The sequence below is a fragment of the Microcystis aeruginosa NIES-843 genome (genome assembly GCF_000010625.1).
GTDB lineage: Bacteria > Cyanobacteriota > Cyanobacteriia > Cyanobacteriales > Microcystaceae > Microcystis > Microcystis aeruginosa.
This window is the reverse complement of the sequence record NC_010296.1, coordinates 4,601,713-4,622,040: the sequence shown is the minus strand read 5'-3', so window position 1 is coordinate 4,622,040 and position 20,328 is coordinate 4,601,713. Positions and strand designations below refer to the sequence as shown.

Annotated in this window: 17 protein-coding genes; 8 read left to right on the top strand and 9 right to left on the bottom strand. The window is 44.1% G+C overall.

From position 1 onward, the window contains the following. Positions 1-188 precede the first annotated feature (188 nt). Complete coding sequence (gene carB / locus MAE_RS21880; RefSeq protein WP_012267479.1) at positions 189-3,434, bottom strand: carbamoyl-phosphate synthase large subunit; 3,246 nt, start codon at positions 3,432-3,434, stop codon at positions 189-191. A 288-nt stretch (positions 3,435-3,722) separates the two neighbouring features. Between carB and MAE_RS21875 the strand changes: the two genes are divergently transcribed. Continuing rightward, a complete protein-coding gene (locus tag MAE_RS21875; protein WP_002795879.1) occupies positions 3,723-4,763 on the top strand; it encodes an adenosine deaminase in 1,041 nt (346 codons plus the stop codon). A gap of 71 nt (positions 4,764-4,834) precedes the next feature. Here MAE_RS21875 and MAE_RS21870 read toward each other — a convergent pair whose 3' ends face one another. Both MAE_RS21870 and MAE_RS21865 read right to left on the bottom strand, forming a co-directional pair. Further along, positions 4,835-5,242, bottom strand: a complete 408-nt coding sequence (locus MAE_RS21870; protein WP_002763339.1) for an MAPEG family protein — start codon at positions 5,240-5,242, stop codon at positions 4,835-4,837. A gap of 8 nt (positions 5,243-5,250) precedes the next feature. Beyond that, complete coding sequence (locus MAE_RS21865; RefSeq protein WP_002741066.1) at positions 5,251-5,757, bottom strand: hypothetical protein; 507 nt, start codon at positions 5,755-5,757, stop codon at positions 5,251-5,253. Between the two features lie 212 nt (positions 5,758-5,969). Between MAE_RS21865 and MAE_RS21860 the strand changes: the two genes are divergently transcribed. Then, on the top strand, positions 5,970-7,211 hold the full coding sequence (locus MAE_RS21860; protein ID WP_002795877.1) for a GNAT family N-acetyltransferase: 1,242 nt from the start codon (positions 5,970-5,972) through the stop codon (positions 7,209-7,211). Continuing rightward, positions 7,211-7,648 carry a Holliday junction resolvase RuvX gene (ruvX, locus tag MAE_RS21855; protein WP_012267477.1) on the top strand — a complete coding sequence of 146 codons (438 nt, stop codon included), beginning with the start codon at positions 7,211-7,213 and terminating at the stop codon, positions 7,646-7,648. The genes MAE_RS21860 and ruvX overlap by 1 nt, the downstream gene beginning before the upstream one ends. A 57-nt stretch (positions 7,649-7,705) precedes the next feature. Here ruvX and MAE_RS21850 read toward each other — a convergent pair whose 3' ends face one another. The 3 genes from MAE_RS21850 to MAE_RS21840 form a co-directional block, all read right to left on the bottom strand. After that, positions 7,706-8,968 carry a vWA domain-containing protein gene (locus MAE_RS21850; protein ID WP_012267476.1) on the bottom strand — a complete coding sequence of 421 codons (1,263 nt, stop codon included), beginning with the start codon at positions 8,966-8,968 and terminating at the stop codon, positions 7,706-7,708. Positions 8,969-9,285: 317 nt separating this feature from the next. After that, positions 9,286-10,101: a prohibitin family protein gene (locus MAE_RS21845; protein ID WP_012267475.1), complete on the bottom strand. Its 816-nt coding sequence runs from the start codon at positions 10,099-10,101 to the stop codon at positions 9,286-9,288. A gap of 446 nt (positions 10,102-10,547) precedes the next feature. Then, the gene (locus tag MAE_RS21840; RefSeq protein WP_002795872.1) at positions 10,548-11,771 is read right to left on the bottom strand and encodes an aminotransferase class I/II-fold pyridoxal phosphate-dependent enzyme; all 1,224 of its coding nucleotides are present in this window, start codon (positions 11,769-11,771) and stop codon (positions 10,548-10,550) included. Between the two features lie 119 nt (positions 11,772-11,890). Here MAE_RS21840 and MAE_RS21835 point away from each other — a divergent pair, with 119 nt between their 5' ends. The 4 genes from MAE_RS21835 to MAE_RS21815 all read left to right on the top strand — a co-directional run bounded on the left by MAE_RS21835 (position 11,891) and on the right by MAE_RS21815 (position 16,881). After that, the gene (locus MAE_RS21835) at positions 11,891-12,724 is read left to right on the top strand and encodes an acyl-CoA desaturase (RefSeq protein WP_002795871.1); all 834 of its coding nucleotides are present in this window, start codon (positions 11,891-11,893) and stop codon (positions 12,722-12,724) included. Between the two features lie 667 nt (positions 12,725-13,391). Further along, complete coding sequence (gene dxr / locus MAE_RS21825) at positions 13,392-14,564, top strand: 1-deoxy-D-xylulose-5-phosphate reductoisomerase (protein WP_002763350.1); 1,173 nt, start codon at positions 13,392-13,394, stop codon at positions 14,562-14,564. Positions 14,565-14,898: 334 nt separating this feature from the next. Then, complete coding sequence (gene proA, locus MAE_RS21820; protein ID WP_012267473.1) at positions 14,899-16,194, top strand: glutamate-5-semialdehyde dehydrogenase; 1,296 nt, start codon at positions 14,899-14,901, stop codon at positions 16,192-16,194. A gap of 15 nt (positions 16,195-16,209) precedes the next feature. Then, entirely contained in the window at positions 16,210-16,881 is a 672-nt protein-coding gene (locus MAE_RS21815) for a riboflavin synthase (protein ID WP_002795868.1), read from the top strand. A 62-nt stretch (positions 16,882-16,943) separates the two neighbouring features. Here MAE_RS21815 and MAE_RS36210 read toward each other — a convergent pair whose 3' ends face one another. The 3 genes from MAE_RS36210 to MAE_RS21800 form a co-directional block, all read right to left on the bottom strand. Further along, entirely contained in the window at positions 16,944-17,111 is a 168-nt protein-coding gene (locus MAE_RS36210; RefSeq protein ID WP_012267472.1) for a DUF4411 family protein, read from the bottom strand. 138 nt (positions 17,112-17,249) lie between these two features. After that, complete coding sequence (locus MAE_RS36205) at positions 17,250-17,534, bottom strand: DUF4411 family protein (protein ID WP_331447936.1); 285 nt, start codon at positions 17,532-17,534, stop codon at positions 17,250-17,252. After that, positions 17,534-18,721, bottom strand: coding sequence for an ImmA/IrrE family metallo-endopeptidase (locus MAE_RS21800; protein WP_012267470.1), 1,188 nt, complete (start codon positions 18,719-18,721; stop codon positions 17,534-17,536). The genes MAE_RS36205 and MAE_RS21800 overlap by 1 nt, the downstream gene beginning before the upstream one ends. Before the next feature lie 243 nt (positions 18,722-18,964). On the opposite strand from MAE_RS21800, the gene ahcY reads away from it, so the two are divergent. Continuing rightward, complete coding sequence (ahcY, locus tag MAE_RS21795) at positions 18,965-20,242, top strand: adenosylhomocysteinase (protein ID WP_002795864.1); 1,278 nt, start codon at positions 18,965-18,967, stop codon at positions 20,240-20,242. Positions 20,243-20,328 lie beyond the last annotated feature (86 nt).

Below are 20,328 nucleotides of genomic sequence, written 5' to 3'. Positions count from 1 at the left end.
GGTGATGGGGTGATGGGGTGATGGGGTAGTGGGGTGATGGGGTAGTGGGGCATTTGGCTGAAATTTCCCTAAACCCCTATATTCCTAAACCCCTAAATCCCTAAATCCCTAAACCCCTATATCCCCTTTCTAACTGATAACTGATAACTGATAACTGATAACTGATAACTGATAACTGATAACTGAAATTAGGCGAGATAATCCTGTAAAGCTTTCACCTCTAAAGGTTGCGATTGCAGGGATTTTAAGGCCGCTACCGTCGCTTTTGCCCCGGCGATAGTGGTGATAATTGGTAACTTATAATCGAGGGCAGTACGGCGAATTTTTCGGCCATCGTTTTGGGATTCTTCACCACTGGGAGTATTGACAATAAACTGAATCCAGTCATTTTTGATCCAATCGACAACGTCGGGACGGCCTTCGTGAATCTTTAGCACTAAATCGATATTTTCGCAACCGTTTTCTAACAAAACTTTACGAGTTCCCGAAGTAGCGACGACGCGAAAACCGAGGGATTGCAGATCCTTAACTACGGGAACCATGGGGGTTTTATCGCGATCATTCATCGAGACGAAAACCGTCCCACTGGTGGCTAAAATCACGCCAGCGGCCATTTCCGCTTTAGCGAAAGCTTTGCCAAAATCGCTGTCAATCCCCATTACTTCGCCTGTAGAACGCATTTCTGGTCCCAGGAGAGTATCAGCACCGGGGAACTTCTGGAAGGGTAAAACCGCTTCTTTGACGGCGATATGACGGGGAATTGCTTCGCTGATGATACCCAATTCCGTCAGGGTTCGGCCTGACATGACGAGGGAGGCAACTTTTGCCAGAGGAACTCCCGTTGCTTTGGAAACGTAGGGAACAGTACGACTAGCGCGGGGATTCGCTTCTAAGATATAAACTGTCTCCCCCTGTACCGCATACTGGATATTCATCAAACCGATTACTTTTAAAGCTTTCGCTAGTTCCACCGTCCATTGTCGAATTGTGGTTAAAACCGAGGCACTCAGGGACGTATGGGGGATAGAACAGGCAGAATCGCCCGAATGTACGCCCGCTTGTTCGATATGTTCCATTAATCCCCCGATAACTACTGTTCCCGTCGCATCTGACAGGGCATCCACATCCACTTCGATGGCATTTTCGAGGAATTTATCGATTAAAATCGGGTGATCCGGTTCTATCTGTACTGCGTACTTCATATAGCGTTCCAATTCGCTATCGGAATAGACGATTTCCATCGCCCGACCGCCTAAAACGTAGGACGGACGTACTACCACAGGATAACCGATGCGTTTAGCCACTGCTTGGGATTCTTGGAAATTGCGGGCAATACCGTTGAGGGGTTGTCGGATATCTAATTCTCGGAGGATTTTTTCAAACCGTTCTCGATCTTCGGCGGCATCGATCGAATCGGGTGAAGTTCCCCAAATTTTGGTATTTACGGGACAATTAGGCGATTCTAAATATTTTTGCAGGGGAACCGCCAGTTTTAAGGGAGTTTGCCCACCGAATTGAATAATTAAACCCTCTGGTTGTTCCGCTTCGATGATATTTAAGACATCCTCTTTGGTCAGGGGTTCAAAGTAAAGGCGATCGCTGGTATCGTAATCGGTGGAGACAGTTTCCGGATTAGAGTTGACCATAATCGTCTCAAAACCGGCTTGACTGAGGGAAAAAGCGGCATGACAACAACAGTAGTCAAATTCTATCCCCTGACCGATGCGATTGGGACCACCACCGAGGATCATCACTTTGCGTTGATCGGAGGGTAAAACTTCCGATTCTACCTGTTCGTAGGTGGAATAATAGTAGGGTGTCAGGGCCTCAAATTCCGCCGCGCAGGTATCCACCATTTTATAGACTGGAACAATACCCAAACCCTTGCGATAACTTCTTACTTCGTCCTCGCTGGTGTTGGTGGCGAAGGCGATTTGGCGATCGCTAAATCCCTGTTGTTTAATAGCGAATAGGTCCTCTTTGCCGAGACTTTTCAGGGGAGTTCGTTTGAGAAACTTCTCGGTTTCCATCAAATCGGCCAATTTATCGAGGAACCAGGGATCAATCCCGGTTAGTTCGTGGATTTCCGACCCATTCATGCCCAATTTAAAAGCATGATAGATACTATAAACTCGTTCGGGGTTAGGTGTCCGCAAACCGGCCCGGACTTCCGAGAGAGGGGGGAGAGTTTCGACTTTATCGCAACCAAAGCCAAAACGTCCCGTTTCTAGGGAGCGAAGCGCTTTTTGAAAGGATTCTTGGAAAGTTCGACCGATAGCCATGGCTTCCCCGACGGATTTCATCTGGGTAGTTAGAATCGGTTGGGAGCCGGGGAATTTCTCGAAGGCAAAGCGAGGAATTTTGGTGACGACGTAATCGATAGTCGGTTCAAAGGAAGCCGGGGTTTTTTTGGTGATATCGTTGGGAATTTCGTCTAAAGTGTAGCCTACTGCTAGTTTAGCGGCAAATTTAGCGATCGGGAATCCCGTGGCTTTCGATGCTAGGGCCGAAGAACGGGATACCCGGGGATTCATCTCAATCACGATTACGTCGCCGTTAGTGGGATTAACGGAGAATTGGATGTTCGATCCGCCGGTTTCTACGCCAATTTCCCGAATAATTGCCTTAGAATAGTCCCGGAGGCGTTGGTATTCTTTATCGGTCAGGGTTTGGGCGGGCGCAACCGTAATCGAGTCGCCGGTATGGACCCCCATCGGGTCAAAGTTTTCGATCGAACAGATGATCACCACGTTATCGGCTAGATCGCGCATGACCTCTAATTCGTATTCTTTCCAGCCAATTAGGGATTTTTCGACGAGAATTTGCGATGTAGGGGAACAATCTAGACCATACTGGGCCATCGGTTCAAATTCTTCTTGGTTATAGGCAATACCGCCCCCCGTTCCTCCTAAAGTGAAGGCCGGCCGGATAATGAGAGGATAGGAACCGATCTGATGGGCGATCGCTTTTGCTTCTTCTAAATTGTTGGCAATCCCCGAAGGACAGACGGGAACACCGATTTTCTCCATTGCTTTTTTGAATAGTTCCCTATCTTCGGCTTTTTCAATAGCGGGAAGTTTTGCCCCGATCAGTTCCACGTTATATTTTTCTAAAACGCCGCTTTTGGCCAAAGCTACCGCGGTATTTAGGGCAGTTTGACCGCCCATAGTCGGTAGAATGGCATCGGGACGTTCTTTGGCGATAATTTTCTCGACAATTTCCGGCAGAATTGGTTCAATGTAGGTGCGATCGGCCATTTCTGGATCGGTCATGATCGAGGCGGGGTTAGAATTGACTAAAATTACCTCATAACCTTCTTCTCGTAGGGCTTTACAGGCTTGAGTTCCCGAATAGTCGAATTCACAGGCTTGTCCGATGACAATTGGGCCAGCGCCCAAGATTAGGATTTTCTGTAAGTCATCACGGCGTGGCATAGGCTTAGGGTTGCTTGAGGATAAACCCCAATCATTGTATATGTTGTCACCCCTCTATTCCCTAAAGCTTTATTTAGGTTTAATGACCTTATTCTAGCTGTCAGCCTTGAATCAGTGATCGGTGATCAGATCTGAGCCTTGTACTAGCGACTGTTCACTATCTCCCCGCTCCCCAACACCCAGCCGATCACTGGATAGGTACTGATAATATTTGGCAACAATTGTCAAACAATTGTAAAACTTCGTTATATTTAAGGAACATTTGAGAGACTAAGGAGCATCGGAGTTGTGGCTTTATACGCAGATTTGCATCGGCATTTAGGGGGATCTGTAGTACCGAGAATTCTCTGGCGCTACTTTCACAGACATGAGCGGGATTTAGCGGCCAAATTCCAGGAATACCCCGCTTTTGAGGAATTTTACACCCGTGAACGCAATAGTTTAGATGAGTATTTGGAATTACATACCCTAGTCGAAAGTGTTCAAACCGCCCAAACTTTGCCCTATTTTATCTATCGTCTGATTCGCGGCGCTTACATCTTCGAGAATCTTGCCTATTTAGAATTGCGCTATACTCCCTACTATCGCACCGACGAACATTTGAACCAAACAGAGCGAATCGAGCAAATGCGATCGATTGTCGAGATCGTCGGTCAAGCCTCGAAAATGAGCGAATATCCGATTATTACCAGTCAAATTCTCTGTATGCACTCGCGACTTCCCTCCGAAGTCAACAAAGCGATCGTTGATCTGGCCCTAGAGATGAAAGAATACGTCTGTGCGATCGATATTGCCGGGGGTGATTCCTACTACCAAACTCGACTAGAGGAATTTGCTGGTTTATACAGTTATGCCAGGGAAGAGGGTTTAAATACCACCGGCCATCTTTACGAAACAAAGGACGGTTGTTATCCCCAATTACTGCCCTATCTGCAAAGAATTGGTCACGGTATTCAAATTCCCCTACAATATCCGGAATTGCTGCCGGAAGTTGCCCGTCGTCATCAATGTTTAGAAGTCTGTCCCACCACCTATTTAAAAACTGGCACCCTCAAAAGTTTATCGCAATTAAAGATAGTCTTCGATCGCTGTTTTGAAGCGGGGGTTGATATTGCTATCTGTACCGATAATGCTGGTTTACACAATGTCCGGCTGCCCTTCGAGTACGAAAATTTACTCACCCTAGATGTGATCGATTTTCGACAATTACAAGCTTGTCAAGATGCGGCTTTTCGTCATGCTTTTGCCTGGCCCTACAGTCAAAAACCCGCCTCACTTTTAACCGGTTTGTTATCAGTAGATAATCCCAAATTACCGGTTTATCAGTAACAAAATTAACTTTAGTTCGGGTTAAGCAACTTCTAACCCGATTTCCCATCGGGGTTTTTGCCCCCCCCGAACTACTGAATCTTGATTAAACTCAACCCAAAGAGAGTATAGGTACAGAGAGAGCCGAGACCGAACATCAGGGAACGAGCGATCGGGACATTAGTGATATAAAAAAGGGAAAATAAAAGCCGGAGGATCACGAAAGCGATCGCACAGACAGCGGCCAAGGATGAGGAGACTCCTGTAACGTAGGCCATGAGAGCGGCGGCACTATAGATCATAAAGGTTTCAAAACCATTTTGATGGGCCCAAGTTGCTCGTTTAGCGTAGTCTGGGAGTTGGTCGAACATTGCCCGGGGAGCGGAGGTATCGTAACCCACCTTAGCTCTAGCGTAAGCGACCAGCAGAAAAGGTAGATAGACAGAGATAGCGGCAGCCACTATCGAATAGAGAAGAATGGCACTGACGGAGAGATTCATCGCTGAATTTAGTCAAAATAAAATAGGGTAACTAGCTTGCGTTGATCTTCCGCTTCCGCGCAGGTTTGCAAAAGGGTCTGACTGTCGTGGAAAGCAAAACAGATTAACTGTTGACAACGATTGATAATCTCGCGATTACAGAGGCTGCTGGCTTCCCCTAGGGATAGATGGTCATTTTCGGGACATTCCACCAGATGGATAACCTGCTGGAGTTGTTCTTGGGATTCCAGGGGCTGGCGATCGAGACTTTGGGGTAAGATCACGGTTAACAGATTAGGATCTGCCCGCATTGCCCCCTTAATGACGGCGGAATTGGTTCCCGTCGCCCCGGAGGTCATAATCCGATTGCCCGCCAGCACGAGGGCATAGGCCATCATTTCGATCAATTGCTGGTGTGTGATGGGAACGTGACGGGAACCCAATAAAGCGACGCGCTTAGAACCGGTCTGCTGAATGGCGGCTAGTTCTTGAGCTAGAGTGTCTAGGGTGTTAGTGGTATCTACAGATTGACTCAAAGACTTTTACTGCAAATTCGGACTGATTAACCGTCCGTTATTGTAGCATCCAATTGTCATAATCGGAAATTTGACCCAAAAAACCCCAGCTACCGATCGAGGTGTTCTTTCTGTGGTGGTCCCCTATGATCCCTCAGAAATTGTTATTGGTGGGGAAGTGCCTCTAGATTCTACGGTAAGATAGGTGCATAGACGATATTTACCCCAGAGCCATGACCACTTCTCCTGTTCCCCAAGGGGACGATTTTAGCGATCGCCCAATCCGTCCCGTACAGTATCGGGATTTGGAAGACATTGAAGCTTTAACCCTGGATGACTTCGATGAGGATATTGATCGTCGCGCCCAAAATTTCCGCACCCAGGTGCAGCAGGTGCGGCCTTGGTTTGGGTTATTTAAAATTCTCAGTTTTTTTCCCAATCCTCTCCAACACCGTTTTCATGTCTATGTGGCTGAGGCCATGGCCAATCGGGGAGAAGAAGGGAAAATTCGCGGGGCAATCCAAGTCACCCCTTTTAATAGTAGTCGCAGCACTTGGCGGGTGGAACAGGTGCGGGTGCATCCAGGGGAGTCTTTAAGCGAACCCAAGGGCATCGGGGCGCAATTACTGCGTTATTGTCTAGAAACGGTTTGGGAAGCGCGCACCTGGGTGTTAGAGGTTAATATCAATCAAAAGGACAGTTTGGCACTTTTTCGGCAACACGGTTTTCAGCCTTTGGCAGAATTAACCTATTGGTCTTTACCGCCGCAATTATTACAGGAATTGAGCAAACAAGAGGCAGATTTACCGAATTTACTGCCTGTGAGCAATGCTGACGCTCAATTGCTCTATCAGTTAGATTGTGTGTCTATGCCGCCGCTACTGCGTCAGGTATTTGATCGCCATATCCAGGATTTTAAAATCAATTTAGTTGATAGTTTGCTCTATCGCTGTCAAAGTTGGTGCGGCAGTCCGCAAATTAGTCGCGGTTACGTTTTTGAACCGCAACGAAAAGCGGCGATCGGTTATTTTGAATTAATTCTATCTAATCGGGATGAGCGACCCCATCAAGCGAAATTAATTGTCCATCCCGCCTACACTTGGCTCTATCCTAAGTTATTAATCCAGATGGCCCAGATCACTCGCAAGTATCCCCCTCGCTCGCTAGAGTTGATATCTGCCGATTATCAGCACGAAAGACGGGAATATCTGGAACAATTGGGAGCGATCCGCAGTTCTCACACCCTGATGATGTCGCGCTCGGTATGGCACAAAATCCGCGAAACTAAGCCAGAAAATTCCGCCCTGGCAGAAATGCTGCAGGGTTTACAATCGGTGCCGCGAACTCCTATCCCTAGTCGGATGTCTTGGTTAAAATGGCCCAATAATCCCCCCCTGGACTCCCTCGACAGTCCGGGGGAACTTCCCCCAGTCAAACCGCCCTCGGAACCCCCCGATCAGGGGCATCCAGTGTGATGGAAAGAGTCGCCGCCCTCGGCTTAGATATCGGCAAAAAACGGGTAGGAGTGGCAGGATGTGACGGCACTGGTTTAATCGCCACCGGTTTAACCACGATTATCCGTTCTTCCTTTGTTGCCGACATACCACAGTTTGAGGCAATTGTCAAGGAAAGAAATATTAAGATTTTGGTGGCGGGACTGCCCTATACCATGGCCGGAGAACTAGGATTTCAGGCCCAACAGGTGCAAAAATACGCCCAAAAACTAGCGATCGCCTTAGATTTGCCCCTCGAATACATTGATGAGCGTTGCACGTCCCTAGAGGCGGAAGAATTCTTAAAAGCCAAAAAACAGTTTTCCTCTTGGGATAAGGGAGCGATCGATCGGGAAGCGGCGGCGATTATTTTACAACAATGGCTCGATCGCCGACGGCGAGTTAATACTGTTGTTTGAGGGGAAGAGCGAACATTGTCACCAGAAAAATTCCTAGGGGCAAGGGGCGAATTTTAATCATTTTCCTGTCTCTCCGTCGGTTTGTAGTCTTGTTTTAGCAATAATGCGGGTTTTCTTTAAATCTCCCTCGCTCAATTCTTCTCCCACCTGTAAACGGGTGGCATTAGTTTGGAGGACAGTGGCGGCGTTTTTTTCTCCCAATTGTAAGGCGGTTTTGGCGGCGGTTTGTAGCATGGTGGCGGCGGCTGCTCGATCGCCCTGTTTTAATTTTTCTTCAGCGATTTGGGTTTGACGATATTTGGCTAAAGTCAGAGTCGATTTCTGAACTTGCTCGTTTAATTGGGATTGATAGATAGCTTGGGAGGCGATATTAAGGCTAACAGTCGCAGTTTCTAGCCCTTTTTGACCGGAAGCGGGATCATCGTAGCGAATCTTCACCTTAGCTATGGTATGAGTACCGGGGGGAATTTGGTCGATATAGAGATTGAGGAGGATAATTTTTTCTTCATCTATCATTAAATCACCCAAACGGGTGATGTAAAAATTGCCCTCTTTTTGTATGCTCATTTCTATAGTTTCTGGGGCAACTTGGGCAATGGGTTTTAACTCCGCTAAATGAGTCCGAGCATCTAATTCTAATTGCAGGAAAGCGTTAGTTAACCGGACAGATTGCAAACGGTTAAATAGACGAGTAAATTCAATTAAAGCCTGTTCGGGTCTTTCGATATAAGATAAACTTCCGCCGGCGATATCGGCAATTTTTTCTAGGATATCTTGATTCCAATGATCGCCAAAACCGAAGGTATTTAAGGTGATACCGTACTCGGCCGCCACTTCGGCTAATTTTAAACAGCGTTGATTATTTCCGTGTTCATTTTCACCATCGGTAAGCAGAAAAATATGAGACACATAACCTTTGCTGCCGGTAGAACTTTCTTGAATACCTAATTTTATCCCTTCATCGATCGCCGTACCTCCTCCCGCTTGTAATTGTTGAATTTTTGAGCGAATTAAGGTCAGATCATCCTCTCGCGATTGGGAGGGAAGAATAACTTTGGCGCGATGATCGAAAGCTATCACCGAGAGACGATCATTAACTCCGAGGGATTCTATTAAACTTAAAGCCGCTTTTTTGACCGTTTCTAGGGGTTTTCCCTGCATAGAACCGCTATGATCGAGAACTAAACAAAGATTAATCGGTAAATTTGTGTTGATCTGTTCACTGGTGGCGGCGATCGATAGCATCAGTTGACGTTGACTGCTGCTTTGATTAGCATCGATATGACTGTCACTCAAGGCCGATTTTAGAGTTACCCGCATAAGAGTTTTTAATCGTGGTCGTTGATATTTATATTGTAATGAGTATAGTTAAATTTGTGCTTATTTTCCCGTCTGGCATCGAGTTAGACAAGTTCGAGCATTGAGTGCATCTCATTTTTGTCAATCTACGATGCACACCTGTGGTTGTTCATATATTGGGAATAATTTAAGAGTCACTGATAATTCCCGATTGTCGATATTTCTACAAAGTTAAGATGCGGCCCCAGCAGTTCTTGTGGGAAATTTTACCGTGGCCGGTCGGACTTATTCTTTCGTGGAAGTCATGGCAAAATCTCTTTAACGCGAACTAAAGTTATTTACTCTTTTTGAGATGATAATAAATTGGAATCGATGTTAATCAGGGGAAGGGAGCCTGAACCAGTCATGACGACAGGAAAACGTCCATCCCACTTTTCGATTGCTCGTTGTTGTAAAATTTCTGCTGTTAGGTTTTGGCGCAATAGTTTTTGAGCTTCTGCCTGTCCCTTCGCGCGGTTGATTTCCGCTTTCGCTTCCTGTGCTGCTTGTTGTGCGCGAAAAGCTGCTTCTTCTGCCTTTTGTTCTGCTACTTGTTTGGCTTCAATCGCCGCGTTAAACTCTTCGGAAAAACCAAAATTAACGAGAGATACATCATTGATAGTTATCCCATAACGTCTTAATCTTTGGGCGAGGGAAGTGTCAATTTCACGTTTGAGTTCTCCTCGCTCTTGCAAGATATTTTGTACGGGACGTTGTGCTGTTGCCGCTTTGACAATTTCCGATACTGCTGGGTTGATAATACCAGAGACAATCTCATTTATATCCCCAACTTGTTGATAAATCTGATTGACTTTGTCGGGGTCGATGTGCCAGTTAACGATAATAGTTGTTTCCACATCTTGCAAATCTTTGGAAGATCCTTTTGCCTTTACTTCCGTTGTTTGGACTCGAACGTTGATGGGCTTGATCTTGGTGACAATCGGTATAACGGGATGAATTCCTTCATCGAGGATTTGTTTTTGCACTTTGCCAAAGTACATGACAACGCCGCGTTCGCCAGTATCAATAACGGCAAAAGGGCGCAGTATGGTAGTAAAAGCTAATATTAAAATTCCCCCCGCCATTAATGGTATTATATTGCGATTGTAATTCATGACAACTCCTTAGATATTTGATCGGTTTTATCGTACCACTGTTATTATAAGTAAGTAATCTCAATTAATTTTTAGATAGTGGGACAAGCTTCTGGTTCTTTGTATTTTATCTTTAATTGTAATTGGCTACTTAGTTGATGATAGGTGGTGCGTTACTTCAATCATAGTCCATCACACAACACAGTCGATGATAGGTGGTGCGTTACGAGGGATTGTTACCTTCCAGTCACAGCAGCAATTTTGGCCGTCTAACGCACCCTACTGGACTGACACAGCTAAAATAGGGCAATAGATTTCGGCTTAAAGTCTTAGATTATAGAATTTATAGCATTTTTCTAATACACCAAATTAGCTGAAACAGTCCACTACGTTTTACTTTTTGTTAACCACAAAGACAGGAAGTTAGGAATTTAACTAGGGGAGAGAAGGAAGGTGAGAGGAACCATTCAAGATAAAGCTGCGATCGCTTGTTCTAAAGCTAGGGAAATATGGGTCCAATGGGTTCCCCCCTGACAAAAAACGATATAGGGTTCCCGTAGGGGTCCATCGGCGGAGAATTCCGAGGTGCTGCCATCGATAAACGTGCCACCAGCCATCACTACTTGGCTCTCATAGCCCGGCATTTGGGCAGGAATGGGGTCCAAGTAGGAACCGATGGGAGAATAGGCTTGAATGGCTTTACAGAAGGCAATCAGCTTATCGGGAGAACCGAGTTTAATCGCTTGAATAATATCGCGTCGAGGCACAAAAGGAGCCGGATTGACCGGATAACCCAACTTATCGCCCACATAGGCAATTAAATGACTGCCTTTCATCGCTTCTCCCACCATTTGCGGCGCTAGAAACAATCCCTGATAAAGAAGACGATTTTGGTCAAAAGTTGCCCCTCCCTCCCTACCGATCCCCGGTGCTGTCAGACGATAGCAGGCCATTTCCACTAATTCCGCTTTACCTGCTATGTATCCCCCGGCCGTGACAATTGTACCTCCGGGATTTTTAATTAGAGAACCGGCCATTAGATCTGCCCCCACGTTGGTGGGTTCTTGGGTGTTGATAAATTCTCCATAGCAATTATCGACAAAACAGACCGTATTCGGGTTTTGTTGTTTAACTATACGGACAATTCTCTCGATTTCGTCAATAGACAAACTCGATCGCCAGGAATAACCGCAGGATCTTTGAATATGGACTAAACGGGTTTGGGGTTTCACTGCTGTTGCCAAAGCCAACCAATCGATCGCACCGGTAGAATCTAGCTCTAATTGCCGATAACTAACGCCAAAATCCTTTAAAGAGCCTTGACCACTGCCCCTAATCCCAATTACTTCCTCTAGGGTATCGTAGGGCGCACCGGCTACCGCTAACATCTCATCCCCCGGTCGAAGAACCCCATACAAGGCACAGGCGATCGCATGGGTTCCTGAAACAAATTGTACCCGCACCGCCGCCTTTTCGGCCCCCAGGGCTTGGGCGAACACTTGATCTAAAGTATCCCGTCCCAAGTCATCATGACCATAACCACTAACACTGGCGAAATGATGCACTCCGACGCGGTTTTCACGGAAAGCACCGAGGACTTGACGGAGATTTTCCTTGACCTGTGCGTCAATTTCCGAAAAGATGGGGAGTAAGGCCTTTTCTGCCCTGTGGAGTAGAGGGGGGATATCCATCAAACAATAGACTGTGATATTTGTTACTATTCATTAAGCGTCAAAGTTCCCCCTGTGTCAAATCGAGACAGATAAGACGATGATGCTCTGTCTCCTGTTGTTTCCCTTTGGGTTATTCAATGACTGTTGCGACTTCCGAAAAACTGCCCATTGACTGGGTGACTCTCATCTACATGGCTTTTATCCACTTAGTGGCTCTTTTAGCCTTCTTACCTAGCAATTTTAGCTGGGGTGCTGTGGGAGTGACATTGATTCTTTATTGGATTACCGGGGGTTTAGGAATTACCCTCGGTTTCCATCGTTTGGTCTCCCATCGGAGTTTTAAGACTCCCAAATGGTTAGAATACTTTCTGGTTTTCTGCGGGACCCTCGCTTGTCAGGGGGGTGCGATCGCATGGATAGGTTTACATCGTATTCATCATAAATATTCTGATACTGCTCCCGATCCCCACGATTCTAATAAAGGTTTTTGGTGGAGTCACATGGGTTGGATGCTGCACGAAATTCCTGCCGACGAAGAAATCGCTCGTTTTACCCAAGATATCGCCGACGATCCTTTCTATAAATTCTGTCAAAATTATTTTGTTCCTATCCAAATTGTTTTAGGCTTAATTCTCTATGCTATGGGTGGTTGGCCGTTTGTAATTTGGGGAATTTTTGTTCGCTTGGTCTTAGTTTTCCACTCCACTTGGTTTGTCAATAGCGCCACCCACAAATTTGGTTATGTTAGCCATGAATCCCACGATAATTCTAAAAATTGTTGGTGGGTTGCCCTCTTAACTTTTGGTGAAGGTTGGCACAATAATCACCATGCCTATCAGTATTCTGCCCGTCATGGCTTACAATGGTGGGAAGTTGACCTGACTTGGATGACCATCCGTCTGCTGCAAATTCTGGGATTAGCTACTAATATTAAGTTGCCTCCCACCACAGCAACGGCGACAGAAAGTTAGTTTTATCCAGTTGTTAAATTAAATCTAGCCGAACTTAAACATAAGTTCGGTTATTTTTTCTCCGACTTAACCCAAATCTAACGGCTTTTCCCACGGCACAACTGAGGAATATAGGTAATGCGAATCCTCCCCCAAAAAACGAAATCATTGATAGGATAAACTTGATTATTTCCTCCTCTGTCGAACATTGACTGGGGAAAGCACAACTCATCCCAACAGCGAAGGATAACCAACCAAAAACGAAAAAACACAGGGGAAATAAGAGGCAAAAAACCAGGCCCCCCGCTAGACAGCCTAATCCATTGGCCTTTCTATTCGATTTCTTCCCTGTCACCATCTCTATCGCCGACCTTTTCTGACCGATAGCATAAAAAGGTCAAACTAGCAACTTTTTTAACAAATATTTAATAGAGTTCTTGCATAATTAATTCTTGAGAGTTCAAAAATGACAAAAATAGACATAAAACTGCATAAAATCCCTAAATAGAGCATTTAATTGATTAATGCACATTCTTAATTCTCCTGACTACTGACTCCTTACTCCTTACTCCTCACCTAACGGAAGATTTTTGATTTTTGCAAGAGAGCTAATATTTACACCGACGTGCCGGAGGGACCCCAGAGAACGTATATTAAAAGCTAATCCCCAAATTATATTAAGTTTCTAATGAAAAAAATCTCGATTTTAGGCTCTACAGGCTCGATCGGCACTCAAACTCTCGATATTGTCACCGATCATCCCGATAAGTTTCAAGTGGTAGGATTAGCCACGGGTAATAATATTCAACTACTATCGGAGCAAATTCGGCAATTTCGCCCGCAAATCGTGGCGATTAATAACGAAAGTCAACTAGAAGACCTAAAAAGCCTAATTTCCGACCTTGACTATACCCCGATTATCCTAGCAGGAAAGGAAGGAGTAATCGAAGTGGCCCGTTATGGCGATTCCGAAAGCGTCGTCACGGGAATTGTCGGTTGTGCGGGATTGCTGCCGACAATTGCCGCTATTACTGCTGGTAAAGATATTGCCCTCGCTAATAAAGAAACCCTGATTGCTGGCGGTCCGGTGGTGCTGCCTTTAGTGGAAAAACACCGAGTTAAATTATTACCTGCTGACTCGGAACATTCAGCTATTTTTCAATGTTTACAGGGAGTTCCCACTGGGGGATTAAAAAAGATTATTCTCACCGCTTCTGGGGGTGCTTTTCGGGATTTACCCGTGGAAAAATTGCCGCAAGTAACCGTAGCTGATGCCCTCAAACATCCTAACTGGTCTATGGGCAGAAAAATCACCATCGATTCGGCTACTTTAATGAATAAAGGTCTAGAAGTTATCGAAGCTCATTATTTATTTGGTGTCGATTATAATGCGATCGATATTGTTATTCATCCTCAAAGTATTATTCACTCTTTAATTGAGTTACAGGATACCTCAGTTTTAGCCCAATTAGGCTGGCCCGATATGCGTTTACCCCTGTTATATGCCTTGTCTTGGCCCGAAAGAATTTATACCGATTGGGAACCTTTAAATTTAGTTAAAGCCGGCAGTTTAACTTTCAAAGAACCCGATCATCAAAAATATCCCTGTATGGGATTAGCTTATGCGGCCGGCCGCGCAGGTGGGGCAATGCCAGCAGTATTAAACGCGGCCAATGAACAAGCGGTAGCATTATTTTTAGAAGAAAAGATTAGTTTCTTAGATATTCCCCGGGTGATCGAAAAAGTTTGCGATCGCTTTGCAATTCATAACACTTCTACCCCTAGCCTAGATGACATTTTAGCCGCCGATAATTGGGCGCGTCAAGAGGTATCTAACTGTCTGATTGCCAATCCGGTCTAGATAGTCTAGATTCTGTAGGGATGTTAACTCTAATGTCTCTACAGGTCTAGGATAGAAAAATTACTAATTTCGGCTATTTTTTCTAGATAACCTTCAATAAACCTCTTGCCTAATTAATTTTTTAGGTTTCAAAACCAGCAAAAATAAGGATTAAATTGCCTAAAATCCGTAAATAGACCATTTAATTGATTATTATTGATTCTTAATTCTCCTGACTACTGACTCCTAACCCTAACAACAATTTTTGATTTTTACAATGAGGTGTAATGACCCTGAAACTTGATCAAAAATAAGATAAAATAAACAAGATAGCGGTTATTACTTTTAATTTTCTATGGTTACAACTTCTCTATCCCTCCCCGAAATCGCACGAGAAACCCGTCAAGCGAGTCGTCAACTGGCTATCCTGACTAACGAAGAAAGGAATGAAGCTTTAGAGGCTATTGCTGAGGCTTTAACTGCCAATGCCGATAAGATACTAGAAGCTAATATCGCCGATGTTCAAACTGCCAAAGCGATGCAATTATCTCCGGCTTTATGTGCGCGATTAGAGTTAAGTCCCAGCAAATTAAAAGCCGCTATTGCCGGGGTGCGAGATGTGGCTAAATTAGCGGATCCTTTAGCTACGATGCAAATTAATCGGGAATTAGATCAAGGTTTAATTCTTCGGAGAATAACCTGTCCTTTAGGGGTTTTAGGCGTTATTTTTGAAGCTCGTCCCGATGCTTTAATTCAAATTACCAGTTTAGCGATAAAATCCGGTAATGGCGTTATTTTAAAAGGGGGGAAAGAAGCGATCCGTTCTTGTCAAGCTTTAGTAACAATTATTCATCAGGCATTGAGTCAAACTAAAGTTAATCCAGCGGCGGTACGATTATTAACAACACGAGAAGAAATTCAGGAACTATTAAAACTTGATCAATACATCGATTTAATAATTCCTAGAGGTTCTAACGAATTTGTGCGTTATATCCAAAATAATACCCGCATTCCTGTCCTCGGTCATGCCGATGGTATCTGTCATCTCTACATCGACAAAGAAGCCGATTTAAGCAAAGCAATTAGGATTACCGTCGATGGCAAAACCCAATATCCTGCCGCTTGTAATACCATTGAAACTTTATTGGTTCATCAAGACATCGCTAGACAATTTTTACCCGCAGTGGCACAAGCATTAGAGGAAAAAAAGGTTAAATTGTTGGGAGATGAAGCAACTCGTCAGATGATTAACGTACCATCGGCCACAGAAGAAGACTGGCAAACCGAATATAGTGATTTAATTCTGTCAATTAAAATTGTTGATAGTCTAGAATCGGCAATCGAACATATTAATTATTACGGTTCTCGACACACGGAAGGCATTGTCAGCGAAAATTTTAACACGGCCAAAACCTTTAGCGATCGAGTCGATGCCGCCGGAGTTTTTCATAATTGTTCCACCCGATTTGCCGATGGTTTCCGTTACGGTTTTGGGGCCGAAGTGGGTATCAGTACCCAAAAAATGCCCCCCCGTGGTCCGGTGGGATTAGAGGGATTAGTGACCTACAAATATCAATTAGTGGGAGATGGTCATATTGTCGCCGATTATTCCGGGGAAAATGCCCAATCTTTCACTCATAAGGATTTATAGTCGAGAAAAAAGCCGATGTTTACAGGATTAATTCAAGCCTTGGCAACGATTCGGGTCGTGGATACCGATAGACTTTATTTGTCTGTATCCTCTGATACAATTATTCAAGATTTAATGATTGGTGATAGTGTGGCTGTGGATGGGGTTTGTTTGACAGTTGAGGAAATTCTCCCAGAGGGTTTTCTGGCCACCGCTTCCCCGGAAACCCTACAGCGCACTACTTTAGGACGAAGGATTCACACAGAAACCAACGTTAACCTAGAAACCTCTCTGCGGGTGGGTAGTAAAATCGGCGGTCATTTTGTCACTGGTCATGTGGACGGTATTGGCTGTTTAGTCGAATCGATAATCGTGGCTAATTCGTGGGAAATGACCTTTGCTGCCCCTAGTTCCCTAGAAGAGCAGTGGAATAACTACATAGCTCGTTATATCGTCGGTAAGGGCAGTATAGCTGTTAATGGCATTAGTTTAACCGTGGCCGATTGTGATGCCTCTGGCAGCTGGTTTAAAGTGGCAGTCATCCCCCACACCTACGCTGAAACCAATCTTTCCCATTTAAAATTAGGCGATTGGGTGAATCTAGAAGGGGATATTTTAGGCAAATATGTGGAAAAATTGCTAGGAATGCGCTCTTATCACGCTCCTAGCGAGATTAGTCTAGAATTTCTGGCTGAACATGGTTATTAGTTTTCCAGAAAAAGCCTTTTCAACATATAAATTTATTGGCAATTTATCCATTAATTTTAGTTTTAAAATTGCCAACCTTCCCGCTCCATTAAACCCTGAACATTGGTACAATCGATAGAAAAGTGTTGACAGACTGTGGGAATTTTGGCAGCATTAGGCTTCAAGGCTTCTTCGGTAATTACGCAACCGTCTTTTATCTTGGCACAGGCAATAATAAATGGGTCTGCCACTGGTTTTCCTTGTAATCTTGCTTTTTCACTCACTAAATCATTAAAGTTTCTTATAGAAAAAATTTCAGCAATAAGTAGGGAGGCACAATTATTTGTAGGATGGGTTAGCGGTAGCGTAACATAATCGGGCGTTGGGTTTCATGCTTCAACCCAACCTACGTTCATCTTATATTTAATTCCACCCACCCACTTAAATAAAGTTTCCTGAGCAGTGGGTGGTAAAAATATTTGTTTATTGGAGTCTATCCAATCTAAAACAAATTGTTTATTATTGCCATATTCTACTTCTTTAAGCACTTCGCGTACTGATTTTAGTTTACCTTCTGACACAAGCAAATCGATTTTTTGCCAAACGGTGGGAAAACTTTTGGGAAAATAGTTTCCTAAAACCTTAAAACTACTTGTGTCAAAAATGTAAACCATCAAAACAGTCCTTTGTCTAATAAATATTGTTCAAGTTTTTCCACCGTAGCAACTTTTTTAATGTTTAGATAATCAGCAACGCGCTCAATATCGTATTGGCCTTGATAGTATTTATTGAACACCAGTTTTAGGTAATTTTCTCCCAAATATGTCGCCTGATTAGCATAGGGATTACCTCCAGATTTTTTATTTTTGTCCTGACTTTTTCCCACCTGCTCACTGTACCACTCGTTTACTTTAAGAGTATATTCTTTCTGGGAGATTAAGTTATTATCTAATAGTTTTCGTAAAACTACTTCTCGACTAACCTTATAATCACTGGAAATTTTCGAGATAATTTTATCGTTATCGTTAACGTTAACTACTGTTTCTCTAATTATCTCAGAAAAGACATGATTAGGAAGCAAAAACTCCGCAGCAAATTTATTACAAAATATCTCGATACTTTTATTTGCTCCCTGCAAACTATTAATATATCTATCGTCAGACTTAGTAATTCCATTAGTCTGCAAAAGAATATGTGCTAATTCATGAAAAATGGTAAATATTTGTCTAGATTTTTCCGTGCTATTATTAAGATAGATGATCGGAAATTCAATATCTATCAAGCAAAATCCCGAAATTTCTCGCTGCTTAAAAGAACGCTTAAAAATAAAAATACCAGCTTCTTCCACGGCACTACGCCATTTTTTTAAGGCAGTTTCCTGATCATTCCAGGTCAGTTGTTCTTCTAGAGTAACGTTTAAATAATTTCTGATCTGTTCGGCTAATCTCCTTAAATCATCACTAGAACTAACCGCAATATCCTGAAAGATTTTCTTGGTACTAGGATTAATACCATTATTAATTTCCTGTAGCGACAATTGCATCGCTTTTGCTTGTCGTAAAGCATAGATAGTATCGGCGGCCAGGTTTTCGATTTCAAAGTCTGGCAAAGTTCTAAATTCTTGTTTTTCCTCCGCTTCTAGGGGAGGTTCTGGGAAAAAGAATAAAGCGAGAGGACGTTTATATATTTCTGCTAACTTTTCCAATTGACTATAGGTAGGAAAGTCCTCTCCTGACTCCCATTTCTCGATAACAGAAACATCTTTTTTAAACTTGACCGCCACAGACTCAAGAGAATATCTCGCCCTTTCTCTTGCCCATTGGATTATCTTGGGATTAACGCCTGTCAGTTTCTCGCCCATCACTTTATCTTATCATCACCAGATAGAGATTTCTAGCTTGATTTAGATCATACAGTAGTTTTATTGTACTATATAATTACCCAAAATAGAGACAATGTACCGATTTCTGGATAGGTCAGTGAGGGATTGATAACTTTTTCCTATATAAAGAACCGGTGAAAAGCTTGACATTAGCCAAAATCCCCAGACAATGTTAAGTTAAATTAACCAATAGCCGAGGCTTGTATTTAAGGAAAACCCCTTATGGTAGCAACACCAGTTCAACAGAAATACGACATCAAAGATATTAGTTTAGCCCCCATCGGCAAACAGCGCATCGAATGGGCCGGTCGGGAAATGCCAGTTTTGCGTCAATTAGCCGAACGTTACGCCATCGAAAAACCCTTTGCCGGACTGCGTTTAGTCGCTTGCTGTCACGTTACCACCGAGACCGCTAATTTAGCCATCGCACTAAAAGCTGGTGGCGCTGATGCGTTACTAATTGCCAGCAATCCCCTTTCCACCCAAGATGATGTGGCCGCTTGTTTAGTCGCTGATTACGGCATCCCCGTTTATGCAATCAAAGGGGAAGATAACGACACCTATCACCGTCACGTTCAAATCGCCCTCGATCACAAACCCCAGATTATCATCGATGATGGTTGTGATGTAGTGGCCACCCTAGTTAAAGAAAGAAGTCACCAATTACCCGACATTATCGGTACTACCGAAGAAACTACCACCGGCATCGTCCGTTTGCAAGCCATGCTCAAAGCTGGGGTGTTATCCTTCCCGGCAATGAACGTTAACGACGCAGAAACCAAGCATTTCTTTGATAATCGCTACGGTACAGGTCAATCTACCCTTGATGGTATCATTCGCGCCACCAATATCCTCCTCGCCGGTAAAACCGTGGTTGTCGCTGGTTATGGTTGGTGTGGTAAAGGTGTCGCTATGCGGGCCAAAGGTTTAGGCTCTAATGTAATTGTCACCGAAATTAACGCCGTGCGTGCCATTGAAGCGGCGATGGACGGTTTCCGGGTTATGCCCATGGATGAAGCCGCTAAAGAAGGCGATATCTTCATCACCGTTACCGGTAACAAGCACGTTATCCGGGCCGAACATTTTGACCTGATGAAAGATGGGGCGATTGTTTCCAACTCCGGTCACTTTGATATTGAAATCGACCTGCAAGCTTTAGGCGCAAAAGCCGATAATGTCAAGGAAGTTCGCAACTTTACCCAACAATATAGACTAAAAAGCGGTAAATCCGTCGTTGTTATCGGGGAAGGTCGCCTAGTTAACCTGGCAGCCGCCGAAGGTCATCCTAGCGCCGTTATGGATATGAGTTTCGCTAACCAAGCGATCGGTGTAGAATACTTGGTTAAAAATAAAGGTAAATTAGCCCCCGGCATCTACTCAATTCCCTACGAATTAGACCAAGAAATCGCCCGCTTGAAACTGCAAGCCATGGGTATTGAAATCGATACTCTCACCGAAGCCCAATTAGAATATATCAACTCCTGGACTTCCGGAACCTAATATCAGTTATCAGTTATCAGTTATCAGTTTTTTAGCCGTCAGGAGTCGGTCGTCAGGAGTCGGTCGTCAGGAGATTGCTTTTATTT